This window comes from Streptomyces albidicamelliae, assembly GCF_025642175.1.
Lineage (GTDB): Bacteria > Actinomycetota > Actinomycetes > Streptomycetales > Streptomycetaceae > Streptomyces > Streptomyces albidocamelliae.
Genome location: NZ_CP106795.1, coordinates 6,768,209 through 6,780,544 on the forward strand (window position 1 = coordinate 6,768,209; position 12,336 = coordinate 6,780,544).

Consider the following 12,336-nt stretch of genomic DNA (forward strand, 5'->3'; position numbering starts at 1 on the left):
GCCCCTCCGGCGGGCCGGCTACCGCAGGTCGACGACCGTGCGCAGCTTCCCGCTGGTCGCCGTGCGGGCGAAGGCCGCCCTGGGCACCGTCTCCACGGCCACGGTCAGCAGGCCCTCGGCCTCGGCCGCGGCCAGCTCCGGGACCTCGGCGGCCAGCGCCTCGCGGGCGGCGGCCGCGTCCCCGGCGTACTGCTCGTCGAGCCGGACCGTCAGCAGTTCCCGGCCCGGTCCGGGGGCGACCAGCAACTGCACCTCGCCGTGGTACGCCAGCCGCTCCTGCGCCGCCCGCAGGACGCGCCGGTAGTTGACGAAGTAGGTGCCGACCCGCACCACGTCGCCGTGGCGTCCGAGGAGTTCCAGGCGCGGTACGTGGCTGCCGCACGCGCACGGCCCCTCCACGGCCCGCCCCAGGTCCCCGATCTCGTAGCGCTCCAGCCGCTGACCGGAGCGGGCCCGGGAGGTGAAGACCAGCCGGCCCGGCTCGCCCGGCGCCACCGGCCGGTCCTGGAGCGGGTCGAGGATCTCCAGCGTGTGCAGGTCGGTCAGCACGTGGTGCACGGAACCCTCGCACGCGGTGCACTGGTAGCCGAGCGGCCCCAGGTCGGTGCTTCCGTACGCGGCCGACCGGATCGTCTCGACCCCGAACTCCTCGCGCAGCACCCGGCGTTGCTCGTCGGTGAAGTGCTCGCCGCCGTAGAACACCTTCTTCACGCCGCCGTAGGCCCGCAGCCGGTCCGCCTCCGCGTGGAAGAGCTGCCACAGGTAGGACGGCATGCCGAACACGGTGTCCGCGCGGTGGGCGACCAGCGCCTCGGCCACCACGGCGTGGTCGGGACCCGCGGCCATCGGGATCTGGGTGGCGTCGAGCCGCTCCAGGATGGAGAAGAAACTGATGAAACTCCCGTACATCCCGCCGCAGTAGAACAGGTTGGCCGCCCGGTCGCGGGCCGGGTCGAACCCGGCGGTGAGCAGCCCGTGCGCCGCCGCCCGCATCTGGTTGTCGTAGTCGTCGCAGGTGAACACCGACAGGGCGGGCGCGCCGGTGGAACCTCCGCTGCGGAAGTACAGGTGCGCGTGGCGCGGGTCCAGCGTGGCGAGCGCGCGCTGCACGCCCTCCTTGCCGAGCAGGGGCGCGTCCGGGGCCGGGGGCAGCACCGGGGGCGCCACCAGGTCGTCCAGGCAGGCGACGTCGCCGAAGTCCGCGCCCGGCGCGCGGACGCCGACCCGGCGGCTGTACCGCTGCAACGCGTAGACCCCGTCGTGCGGTTCGCCCTCGTAGCCGTCCAGCATGGAGCCGACCGGGGTGACACGGGTGACGCCCGCGGCGAGCAGGGCACGGGAGAGCGCGGCGAGGTCCGGCCGGTCGCCGCCGACGGCGGCGGTCTGGAGGTAGCGGCGCATCGGCCGCAGTGTCGCGACGATCTCGGCCCGGGGCAGCGGCTTCACCCACACGCTGCGGTGCAGCGGGGAGGCGTCGAGCGCCGGACGGGTGTCCGCGAGCACCCGCCAGGAGCCGTCCTCGGCGGCGAACACCCGTGTGAGACCCAGGTGTTGTTCGAGCCGCGCGAGCTGCTGCACGGTGGTGATCTCCGCCTGCTCGGCGGTGCCGGGCAGCGGTGCGGGGCGGGCGTCGGACACCTTCGCCAGCCGCTCGGCGAACCGGGCGGCGAACGCGAGGAGTTCCGCCGTGTCCGCGGTGTCCAGGTAGACGACCTGGGGGCTGGAGCACGCCTGCTGCTCGAAACGGCAGACGTCGTCGGCGAGGGCGTCGAGCAGGGCGTCGTCGGCCGCCGCGCCGGGGGTCAGGTAGGCGAAGGAGATCCGGTGGCCCCACTCGACCACGCGGCAGCCGGGCGGCGCGAGTTCGCCCACCGCGCGCACGGCGTCCTCGCCGCCCCACACGGCGATCCCGTCGGCCTGCCCGCACAGCGTCCGGAGCCAGTCCCGGCGAGACGACGCGAAACGCAGCACGACGACGCGTTCGGCGATCAGACCGCTCGGGTCGGCCGCCCCCAGCGCGGTGAGCAGTGCGGTGGCCAGTCCGCTGTCGGCGCTGCTCGTCTTGAGGACGTTGAGGTTCCCGGCGAGCAGTCCCTCGACGACGCTGAGCGGCGCCACGGCGGCGGCGTTCGACGGGGCGATGTGCACCAGCAGGCCCACGGGCGCCCACGACTCGTAGACCGTCGCGCGGGCGTCCGGCCGGGTCAGGCGCTCCGGACGCAGCCCGCCCAGCTCCCGGCGCAGCTTGCGTTCCAGCGCCTGCCGGGTGAGGGCGGCCGCCAGCTCCGCGAGGACGCCCGCGGCCTCGCCGGCGGGCAGCTGCCCGGCCAGGCGGCCGTACAGGTCCGAGTCGGGATCGGCGAGCCGGCCGCCGACGGCGGCGCAGGCGTCGAGGACCACGTCGGTGGGCAGCGGGCGGGCCAGGACGCGCCCGGCCCGCTCGGACAGCCCCGCGAGCCGCCGGCCCGCCTCGGCGTCGTCGACGAACTCGCCCTGCCAGAGTTGGAGTACGGCGGTCACGACATTCCCTTCATGAGTTCGGCGGCGGCGACCGCGCAACTGCGGTTGCGGCTCACTCCGGCACGGCCGTGCACGGTGAACCAGTCGGTGGGCGACGGGCAGGGGCACTCCTCGCCCGGATGCAGCGAGGCGAGGTCGCCCATCACGACGCTGTGCGCCGGCACGGCGGTGATGTACGGGCTGACCAGGTGCAGGAAGCCGGGCTCGCCGTACGGCAGCGGCCTGAGGGTCGCGGTGTCGCGGACCGCGGCCCGGGACCAGACGGGCACGTGCAGCCGGTGGTGGGCGCACTCGACGTACGGCACACAGTGCTCTACGGACCCGAAGGTGTCGCGGATGCGGTCGCCCGGGATGCCGAGGAGCTCGGTGACCTCGGCGCGGAACGCCTCCTTGCCGATCTCCCGGTCGGCGTGGCCCTTCCAGCCGCCGCCGAGGATCACCAGCGACCCCGCCGGCAGCCGCAGCGGCTCGGCACCCAGGGCCCGCATCCGCTCCAGGGTGAAGTACAGGAAGGCGGGGAAGCCCAGGATGCGCACCGGTACGTCGTCCTCGGCGTAGCGGCGCAGCGCGGCGATGCAGCCGTGCACGTCGAACTCGTGGCCGCCGCCGGTGTGCCGCAGAGCGTGCGTGGTGTGCCGGGCCGGGGCGAAGTCGCACAGGTAGTTGTCGGTGAACGAGGTGCCGAGCTTCAGCGACGGCGCGGGCTCGTAGCTGTAGAGCAGGTAGTTGACGGGCTGCTCTGGGGTGATCCAGCCGTAGTGGTCGAAGATCCGGGCCACCATGCGCTGTGCCGAGCGGATGGTCCACTCGTCGAAGAACATCTGCGACTTCTGACCGGTGGTGCCCGAGGAGGTGAGGTGCAGGAACACCTCGTCGCGGGGGATCGAGAGGATTTCGTGGCGCTTGAAGAAGGCGGCGGGCACCAGTGGAGCGCGCACCCCCGCGCCGATGGTGGGCGCCGGGTCCTCGGGCGGATCGGCGAGCAGACCGGCGAAGAAGGCGGAGCGTTCGGCGTGCCAGGCGTGCGTCTCGGCCATGGCGGCGGCGAACAGGGCGTCGGGTCCGGCTCCGGACGCGTACGGCTCGGCCAGGTCGCACAGCGCCTGCACACGGCCGAGCGCCGCCGGGTCGGGGACCTCGACGGGAGCGAGATGGGGGTTCAACTGGACACCTCGTGAAGGGGCAGGTAGGTGGTGGTCCAGGCGCTCAGGTAGGCGCCGAGGTAGGGCTGGAGCAGCGGCCCGGCGGCCGTCGCGCGGAAGTCGATCTGACGGCTGGTACGGGACAGCACGACGTAGTCGTGGAGCCGGTCGCCGATGCGGCGCATGGCCGGATAGACCGCGCTCGGTACGAAGCCGGAGGCGAGGAAGACGTCCAGGGCCGCGGTGTCGGCGAGCGGCAGCAGCGTCTCGGCGTAGTCCGCGCCGGCCCGGGTGACCGCGGTCATCAGCGGCTCCAGCGCGCCGCTGACCGCGGCCGGACGCGGATGGACGGCGACGAGGGCACAGCTGCCGGCGACCGGGTCGAGATCGGCGTACGCCTCGAAGCTGCCGTCGGCGGCCACCAGGACCGCGTTGGGCGTGTGCAGCGGGAAGAAGCGGTCACCCGCGTCGGGGAAGTGCTCCAGGAAGCGGCGGCGCACGAACGCCGGGGCGGCGATCAGCTCGATCGGCTCGGCACCGGGCGCGGTGGGCAGCGGGGCGCGGGCCGGCAGGCGGCCGGTGCCGGCGTAGTCGATGCCGACGCCCGCGCGGGCGGCGGACAGCAGCTCCGAGAGGCGTTCGGGGACGTGCGGCACGGGGGCGCGGTGGTCCAGCACGCCGTCGGCGTAGCGGGCGAACAGCGCGAGGGTCTCGCACCCGTCGACCTCGACGGCGTTGGGCAGCAGACCGAGCGGGCGGAAGCCGTTGCGCACGACGACGTGCTGCGGGCCCTCGGTGACGACCCGGACGGTGGCGTACACCGAGTCCAGCAGGCCGGTCGCGAAGGCCTCGTCGCAGACCGCGCCGGTCAGCCGAGAGGCGAGACCGCCGCCGCGGTGGCCGGGATGCACGGCGAGGCCCAGGAGCTTGCCGATACGGCTGCCCGGATCGGTCTGCACGACCGCGGAGCCGACCAGGGCACCGCCGGGCGTGCGGGCGGTCAGCCAGTGGTCGCTGCCGCCGGTGATCAGCCGGCGCATGACGGCCGGGTCGCTGCCCAGCGGCACGGGGTAGCCGTGCCCGTACACGTCGAAGTACAACTGCCGCAGTTCCGCCACGTCCTGGAGGGCGGCGGGGGCGAGGACGACGCTCACGACCGCTCACCCGCCGTCGCGAGCGCCGGTACGGCTTCGGCGGGTGCCGTCGTCCCGTCGGTGCCCGTCCGGCCGCCGAGCCACCACAGCGCCACGGCCACCGGCGCCAGACCGGCGCCCTGCACCAGGCAGAGCACACGGGCCGTCAGGTGGTCGCCGAGCACTCCGAAGGCGAGGGAGGACAGCGGGAAGGCGGCGCCGAGCAGCGCCTGCATCACCGCGAAGAACCCCGGCTTGTCCTCGGCGGGCACCAGGCGCTGGAACAGCGCCACGAACCGGACGCCGATCACGCCGACGCACCAGCCGACGACGGCGAGCGCACCGAGCGCGACCGGGCGGGCGGCGACCAGGCCCGGCAGGGCGAGGGCCGCCGCCGTCCCGGCCAGGCACACGCTGCCGATGACGACCGGGCGCCCCGGCACACGGGCGCCGGTGAAGGACCCGACGAGCGTGCCCGCGCCGAGCGCGGCCTCCAGCAGGGCGACGGTGGATCCGGTGGAGTGCAGGACACCGCGGGTGTACAGCGGCATCACGACGAAGACGGCCGTGGTGCAGACGTTGGCGGCGGCGAAGCAGATGAGGATCCGGCGGATGAACGGCAGCCCGGCCAGGATCCGGCGCAGCGTCCGCCGCGGTGGCGCGGGAGCGCCGGCGGGGTCCTGGGCCGCCGTCCCGGCGTGCGGGAAGCGGACCGAGACGACCAGCAGGGCGGCGAGCAGATAGGCGGCCGCGCATCCGGCGACGACACCGGCGAGGCCGCCGGAGTCGACCACGAGGGGGCCGAGCAGCCCGCCGCCGAGCCCGGCGACCGACTGGGTGGACAGCTCGAAGCCGGTGGCCGCCTCGATGTCGGCGTCCTCCACGAGTTCGGGCACGGAGGTCGTCAGACACGGGTCGAACACCGCCTGGCAGGCGGCGAGCACCAGTCCCACGGCGTAGACGGCGGCCAGGGGCAGCGCCCCGGCCTGCGCGGCCGCGGCGGCGGCAGCGGCCGCCACTCCCGCCGTGGCCGCCGTGCCGGCCAGGACCGTGCGGTGCGCGCGGCCCGCGACGATCCGGGCGACCAGGGGGGCCAGTGCGACCGCGGGCAGGGTGCTGACCATGAGGAACAGCCCGGAGCCGAGCCCGCGGTGCGCCCCGCCGGCGACGGCGACGAGCCACCAGACCGCGCCGACCTGGAACATCCGGCCGGCCGCCTGGGTGAGGAGCTGCCCGGCCCAGACCCGGCCGAACGAGGGGTTGCGCAGCACGAGGGGCCGATGCGGTGACACGCTCATGACAGGGGCCGTTCGTCCACGACGCGCACGAGCTTGCCGGAACGGGAGTTGACGGCCAGATCGCGGTGGTGGGCCCACTCGACGGCGAGCGGGTTCACGTGGCCCGCGGCGGCGGCGCTGCCGTAGAGCGGGCGCTGGGCGAGGACCGCGGCGGTGACCGCGTCGGCCAGCGCCGCCCCCGGGCGGGCGGGTCCGGCCGTGGCCAGGCGCAGGACGAGGCCGTCCCGGCCGTCCTCGCGGCGCACCACGAGTTGCAGTCCGGTGACATCGCCGGCCGTGTCGGCGGCCGTGACGATGTCGTGGACGTCCTGGGTGTGCAGGGTCACCGGGCCGACCCGCACGCCCTCCTCGGCGCGGCCGAGGATGCGGAAGACGGCGGCGCCCGGGTCCACCCACTCGGCCCGGTCGCCGACCGGGTAGCGCAGGACGGGCATCAGCCGTCTGCGCAGGTCGGTGACGACGAGCCGCCCCGGCACACCGGCCCGCCGGATCGGCTGTCCGCTCTCCTCGTCGACGATCTCGACCACCGTGTGCGGTGCGAAGGCCCGGTGGACGCGTGGATCGCCGCCAGGTACGGCCTCGCCCAGCAGGCCCGCGTCCACGCTGGCGTAGCCGAGCGAGCGGGCCTCGGCGCTGGGGAACGCGGCGCGCAGCAGCGGCAGTTGGTCGCCGAAGAGGCATTCCCCGCCGAAGAACAGCAGCTCCACGTCCGGCAGTGTCCGGCCGGCGGCGACGAGGCGTTCGGCGAGCGCGCACAGGGTGGTGGGTGTGCCGGCCACGACCTGGACCCGGAACTCCTCCAGCGTGGCCGTCGTGGACTCCCAGGGAGCCGCGCCGCCGATGGGCAGGCGCACGTTCGCGACCGGGGAGCGGTGCAGCGAGTCGAGGACGAAGCTGAAACTGGCGTACAGGTCGCCCGCGTAGAACAGGTCGGCCACCCGGTGTCCGGGCCGCAGGCCGGCGTTCACGATTCCGGCGCCGAACGCGGCCGTGAACTCGCGCCATTCGTCGCGGGTGTAGCAGGAGAACTTCGGCGATCCCGTGGTGCCGCCGCTGCGGAAGACGACGGCCTCTTCCAGAGGGGCGGTCAGCAGCGTGTTGTCACGGGGGGAGTTGGCCCGCCAGAAGTCGGCCTGGGGAACCAGCGGGAGTTCGGTGAGGTCCGCCACATGGCTGGGCAGATGGGCGTAGAGCTCCCGGTAGAAGGGCGAGTTGAGGCGTGCGAAGCGTATGAGCTCCGCCAGTGGTTGAACGGGCATCAATTCCTGCTCGAAGGCGTGGAACCGTCGGCGCGAGAAAGGCGGACGGCGGTGCGAAGAGTCGTCGAAAGAAAAGTCGTTGAAAATACGAATCAACGGTCCACCCGCGGAAAAGGGGTGCCGGACCAGAAGGATATCTCAGAATCCGGGACGCACTTGCGTGGCAACTACGCATGTGAGCAGTGGCACTTCGGAATCCCGCCGGGCGGCCACTCCCATAAGTAATTGTTGAATACCCCTCAAGTGGCCTTTATGGAATGGCCACCGTTCAACCAGTGTGCGGCGAGACCGCCGACCCAGCGGGCCGCCTCGTCCGGTGTCCCGGGCGGCGCGCCGACGACCACCACCTCGGTGACACCGGCCCGGGCCAGCTCGGGCAGCACGGCGGGAGTGGCGTCGGTCAGGGCGACCGCCACGGTCAGCGCGTCCGTCGGACGCCGCCGCGCCGCGCAGAGCCCGGCCAGCACGGACGCCCGCTCCAGAGCCTGCGCCGTTGAGAGGTTGAAGCCGTACCAGCCGTCCGCGAGCGTCACGGCCCGGCGCAGGGCCGCGTCGCCGTTGCCGCCCATCACCACCGGGACCCGCCGCTCCCGCACCGGTTTCGGGTTGACCCTGATGTCCCGGAAGCGGGTGAACTCCCCCTCGAAGGTGGCCACGTCGTCCCGCCACACTGCGCGCATCGCGGCGAGGTACTCCTCGGTCCGCCGGCCCCGGCCCGCGAACGGGACGCCGAGCGCGGCGAACTCGTCCGCCGACCAGCCGATGCCGACCCCCAGGGTGAGCCGCCCGGCGGACAGCACGTCCAGCGTCGCCGCCTGCTTGGCCACCACGACGGGCTGGTGCTCCGGGAGCAGCAGCACCCCCGTGGCGAGCCCGATCCGTTCGGTCACCGCCGCCGCGAAGCTCAGCGTGAGCAGCGGGTCGAGCCAGTCGGCGTCGGACGGGACGGCGATACGGCCGTCGTCGGAGTAGGGGTACCGCGAGACCGGCGCGTCGACCAGCACCACGTGCTCACCCGCCCAGAGCCGGGCGAACCCGTGCGCCTCGGCCGCCCGCGCGACCGCCCGGACGACCTCCGGACGGGCGCCGTGCCCGATGCCCAGGGCGTGCAGGGCCACCCGCATGCGCCGCCTCCTGACTCGTCTGCCCACGGCCGCCCGGAAAGGGGCCCTGACCGCCCTGCCGCTCCCAGCCGCGCCGCTCCACGCGGCCCCAACTGCCGGGGGTCCCGGGCCCGGTAGACCACGTACGGCCGGAACAGGTACTGCACCGGCGCGCCGAACATGTGCACCGGACGGCTGTACGGCACGAACGCGATCACCACCATGCCGAGCACCACGGCCCCCAGAAGCAGGACGTACCTGGGAGACCGGCGACCAGCAGCGCGAAGGCGGTGTACGGCAGGGCGCCCCACAGCAGGGTGGTCATGGGCGCACCCCGCACCGTGCGGCCGGCAGCGCGGCGCACACCGCGTCCAGCACACTGGCGTACGGCGTGCCGTGCTCGCCGAGCCGGGCGCGCAACCGCTCCAGACCGTCCCGGTGCCCGGTCAGCAGCCCGGTCTCGCCGGTGCGCGCCGTGAACTCCAGCACCGCCGGCAGGAAGTCCGGCAGCTCCTCGCCGGTGAACTCCAGCCCGTGCTCGCGGTAGACCTCCTTGAAGCGCGCCAGGGACATGCCGCGCCGCCGGGTGTCGCCGTCGTGCCACCAGCTGAGGTACAGACTGTGCCGGTTGCGCAGGTCGAAGACCTGCACGTAGTGCGCCTCCAGCTCGGGCAGCGGGGTGACGGCCGCGTGGTCGGTGAACTCCCGCAGCTGCGGGGCGGCTTCACGCAGCAGCGGCAGCCGGGCCACGAAGTCGTCGTCCGGGTAGGTCAGGCAGAGGGCCGCCGCCTGGTACAGCACCGCGTCCGCGGGCATCACGCCTCCTCCGTGTCGTCGGACGTCTGCCGTCTGCGCAGCAGACGGAGGTTCTCCACGGACACCAGCGGCAGGTTCCTGCGGCCGGAGTCCTGCCCGAACGGGCCGTCGCCGCCCATGCCGGGGCCGCCCTCGTACTCCAGGCTGCATCCCTCGGGCAGGGCCGGTTCCTCCAGCCGGCGGGCGTCGCCGACGGCGGCGGTGGGGATGACGTACCGGTCCTCGTACTTGGCGATCGCCGGCAGCCGGTACATCTCCTCGATCTCCCGCGGCGCCGTCCCGACCGCCTCTGCGGCGCAGGTGTCCGGCTCCTCGTCCAGGATGTCCGCCCAGGCCACCACGGGGTCCCGCAGCCGGCCCTTGGCCTCCCGGTACATCTCCAGCAGCACGCCTCTGACGTACGGGTGGCGCACCCGGGTGGGGGAGTAGGTGTACCAGGAGAACGCGGCACCGCGCGGGCAGCCCCGCGGTTCGTACTCCGGCCGGTCCGGGCCCACCGACGCCCCGTGCGTGGAGTGCACGGCCTTGTCACGGCTCCACCGGTCCCGGTGGAACGCGTCCCCCTCCCGGCCGCCGGTCAGCGTGAGACTGTGCAGGTCGGCCGCGGGCGTGCCGGGCCGGAAGAACCGCCCGGCCGCCGGCAGGGCCGCGCCGGGCTCCCCGGGCGGTATGTGCGTGTCGGTCACCTGCGCTCCTCGGCCTCGCCCTGTGGTTCGAACCTAGGGGCGGGCACCGGAGCGCACCCGTTCACAGACCCGTACGGGTCATCGGGTCACCGGGGACGGACGTTCGGCCGGGGGAGTGGTCTCACAGTCTCTCGCGGCACTCCTGCAGCAGCTTCCTCGTGCGCTGTGCCGAGGCCGCCCGGGCCGTCATGTGGTCCAGCACCTCCAGATGCGCCGCGACCTCCCGGCGCGAGTCCAGGTAGAGCGCGCCTGTCAGGTACTCCGTGAAGACCATGTCCGGCAGCTCCGGCTCGGCGAACCGGAACAGCGTGAACGGCGCGTACGTCCCCGGATGCGGGCCCGACGCGAACTCGGCGAGCTGCAGCGTGACCCGGTCGCGCTCCGCGTACTCCAGCAGCCGGTCCAGCTGGCCGCGCATCACCTCGGGCCGCACGCTGACCGGGCGCCGCAGCACCGTCTCGTCCATGATCACCCACAGGTGGGGCGGATCGTCACGCTCCAGCAGCGTCTGCCGCTCCATGCGCAGTGACACGTGCCGCTCTATCGTCTCCGGCACCGTCTGCCCGATCGTCCCGGCCTCCATCACCGCACGCGCGTACGCCTCGGTCTGGAGCAGCCCCGGCACGAAGTGCGGCTCGTAGGAGCGGATGACCCGGGCGGCGCCCTCCAGACTGACGTACAGACTGAACCAGTCCGGCAGCACGTCGTGGAACCGCTGCCACCAGCCGGGCTGATTCGCGTCCTCGGCCAGCCCCACGAACGCGGCGGCCTCGTCCTCGGCCACCCCGTAGGCGTCCAGCAGCACCTGCACGTAGGGGATCTTGAGCGCGACCTCGGCCATCTCCATGCGCCGCACCGTGGCCGACGCCACCCGCAGCACCCGCGCGGCCTCCTCGCGGCTCAGCCCGGACGCCTCGCGCAGCTCCTGCAACCGCTTCCCGAGCACCACCTGACCCACAGTGGGCGCGGCACGCCGCTCACTCACGCCACGCCCTCCCCTACGCGCCGGAAGTACGCGGGCAGTCTGCCACGGGACGCCGTCTCGCACACGCGGTCGAGAGGACCCGGTTCCGGGCTCCTTCGTCAACCCGCCAGTGAATGCAGGTACTTGGTGGTCGCCGGGTCTGCCGGCAGGAAGGTCTCGATGGCGAGCTCCGCGACCGTGACGTCCATCGGGGTGTTGAAGGTGGAGATCGACGACACGAAGGACAGGATGCGGCCGTCGTGCTCGATCCGCAGCGGCAGCGCGAAATAGGGGACGGGCTCGGCCGGTTCGCCGTCGTGCGCGTCCTCGGGCACCGGGTAGGCCGACACCTCCTCGTACAGGGCGCGCAGCCGCTCGGAGCGCTGGAGGGCGATCTCCCGCTCCATCTGCGCCAGCAGGTGCCCGCGCCACTCCCGCAGGTTCCGGATGCGCGGCGCCAGCCCGTCGGGATGCAGGGTCAGGCGCATCGCGTTGGGCGCCGGTGCCATCAGCTCCTCCGGCACGCCCTCCAGCAGCATCGCGATGCCCCGGTTCGCCGCGACCACGGTGTAGCCGGCGTCCACCACCAGGGCGGGGTAGGGCTCGTAGCCCACGATGAGGCGTTCCATGCCGTCGCGCAGCGCGTCCAGCGCCGGGTCGTCCAGCGGGGTCTCGGGGAAGCGCGGGGCGTAACCGGCCGCCAGCAGCAGGGAGTTGCGCTCACGCACCGGCACCTCCAGGTGCTCGGCGAGCCGCAGCACCATCTCCTCGCTCGGCCGGGACCGGCCGGTCTCGACGAAGCTGATGTGCCGGGCGGAGGAGTCGGCCCGCAGCGCCAGCTCCAGCTGGGAGATCCGGCGCCGCTCCCGCCAGGCGCGCAGCATCGGGCCGACACCCTTGTCGGTGACGGCGGCGGACCCGGATGCGGGAGGACCGGACGCGACAGTGGTCATACCGACGACCCTAGTCGAGGCGCACCCGGCCGGCGGAGGAGCGGCGGCCGGGGCCCGCCGCGTCGGCGGAGTGGGGACGCTCCCGACGTGGCAGGCTGAGGACGTACCCGCTTTCCCCCGAGAGGGACACCCCCCGCCCCGAAGGGAGCCCCCGCCATGGCCGTCGAACCGCTGTCGCAGAAGGAGATCGAGGACCGGCTGGCCGAGTTGCCCGGCTGGTCGGCCGACGGTGACCGGCTCACCCGCTCCTACCGCCTCGGTTCCCACTTCGCGGCGGCCGCACTGGTGATGCACGTCGCCGGCATCCAGGACGAGCTCGACCACCACTCCGACCTCACCCTCGGCTACAACACCGTCTCCCTCAGCGTGAACACGCACAGCGCGGGCGGCGCCGTCACCGAGAAGGACTTCGACCTCGCCCGCAGGGTGGAGGACATCGCCCCGGCCCACGGCGCACACTGA

Annotated in this window: 11 protein-coding genes and 1 pseudogene; 1 reads left to right on the forward strand and 11 read right to left on the reverse strand. The window is 73.8% G+C overall.

Translation table 11 applies throughout. The features are described 5' to 3' along the window. Nucleotides 1-18: 18 nt before the first annotated feature. The 11 genes and pseudogenes from N8I86_RS30600 to N8I86_RS30650 all read right to left on the reverse strand — a co-directional run bounded on the left by N8I86_RS30600 (nucleotide 19) and on the right by N8I86_RS30650 (nucleotide 11,874). Nucleotides 19-2,520 carry an acyl-CoA reductase gene (locus N8I86_RS30600; RefSeq protein WP_263279194.1) on the reverse strand — a complete coding sequence of 834 codons (2,502 nt, stop codon included), beginning with the start codon at nucleotides 2,518-2,520 and terminating at the stop codon, nucleotides 19-21. Continuing rightward, nucleotides 2,517-3,683, reverse strand: coding sequence for a LuxE/PaaK family acyltransferase (locus tag N8I86_RS30605; protein ID WP_123440247.1), 1,167 nt, complete (start codon nucleotides 3,681-3,683; stop codon nucleotides 2,517-2,519). Before N8I86_RS30605 ends, N8I86_RS30600 begins: the two co-directional genes overlap by 4 nt. Then, entirely contained in the window at nucleotides 3,680-4,816 is a 1,137-nt protein-coding gene (locus N8I86_RS30610) for a GNAT family N-acetyltransferase (protein WP_263279195.1), read from the reverse strand. Before N8I86_RS30610 ends, N8I86_RS30605 begins: the two co-directional genes overlap by 4 nt. Beyond that, nucleotides 4,813-6,093 carry an MFS transporter gene (locus N8I86_RS30615; RefSeq protein ID WP_263279196.1) on the reverse strand — a complete coding sequence of 427 codons (1,281 nt, stop codon included), beginning with the start codon at nucleotides 6,091-6,093 and terminating at the stop codon, nucleotides 4,813-4,815. Before N8I86_RS30615 ends, N8I86_RS30610 begins: the two co-directional genes overlap by 4 nt. After that, nucleotides 6,090-7,352, reverse strand: a complete 1,263-nt coding sequence (locus N8I86_RS30620) for a phenylacetate--CoA ligase family protein (RefSeq protein WP_263279197.1) — start codon at nucleotides 7,350-7,352, stop codon at nucleotides 6,090-6,092. The genes N8I86_RS30615 and N8I86_RS30620 overlap by 4 nt, the downstream gene beginning before the upstream one ends. Nucleotides 7,353-7,591: 239 nt before the next feature. Beyond that, on the reverse strand, nucleotides 7,592-8,476 hold the full coding sequence (locus N8I86_RS30625; RefSeq protein ID WP_073891726.1) for an LLM class F420-dependent oxidoreductase: 885 nt from the start codon (nucleotides 8,474-8,476) through the stop codon (nucleotides 7,592-7,594). A 52-nt stretch (nucleotides 8,477-8,528) separates the two neighbouring features. Further along, nucleotides 8,529-8,688 (reverse strand): annotated as a pseudogene (locus tag N8I86_RS30630) (respiratory nitrate reductase subunit gamma); the annotation flags it as partial. A gap of 88 nt (nucleotides 8,689-8,776) precedes the next feature. Then, the gene (gene narJ, locus N8I86_RS30635; protein WP_073891724.1) at nucleotides 8,777-9,271 is read right to left on the reverse strand and encodes a nitrate reductase molybdenum cofactor assembly chaperone; all 495 of its coding nucleotides are present in this window, start codon (nucleotides 9,269-9,271) and stop codon (nucleotides 8,777-8,779) included. Next, a complete protein-coding gene (locus N8I86_RS30640) occupies nucleotides 9,271-9,957 on the reverse strand; it encodes a hypothetical protein (RefSeq protein WP_263279198.1) in 687 nt (228 codons plus the stop codon). Before N8I86_RS30640 ends, narJ begins: the two co-directional genes overlap by 1 nt. A gap of 121 nt (nucleotides 9,958-10,078) precedes the next feature. Beyond that, nucleotides 10,079-10,942 carry a helix-turn-helix domain-containing protein gene (locus N8I86_RS30645; RefSeq protein ID WP_123440253.1) on the reverse strand — a complete coding sequence of 288 codons (864 nt, stop codon included), beginning with the start codon at nucleotides 10,940-10,942 and terminating at the stop codon, nucleotides 10,079-10,081. 98 nt (nucleotides 10,943-11,040) lie between these two features. Next, nucleotides 11,041-11,874, reverse strand: a complete 834-nt coding sequence (locus tag N8I86_RS30650) for a helix-turn-helix domain-containing protein (protein WP_073891718.1) — start codon at nucleotides 11,872-11,874, stop codon at nucleotides 11,041-11,043. Nucleotides 11,875-12,030: 156 nt separating this feature from the next. On the opposite strand from N8I86_RS30650, the gene N8I86_RS30655 reads away from it, so the two are divergent. Continuing rightward, nucleotides 12,031-12,336: a 4a-hydroxytetrahydrobiopterin dehydratase gene (locus N8I86_RS30655; protein ID WP_073891716.1), complete on the forward strand. Its 306-nt coding sequence runs from the start codon at nucleotides 12,031-12,033 to the stop codon at nucleotides 12,334-12,336.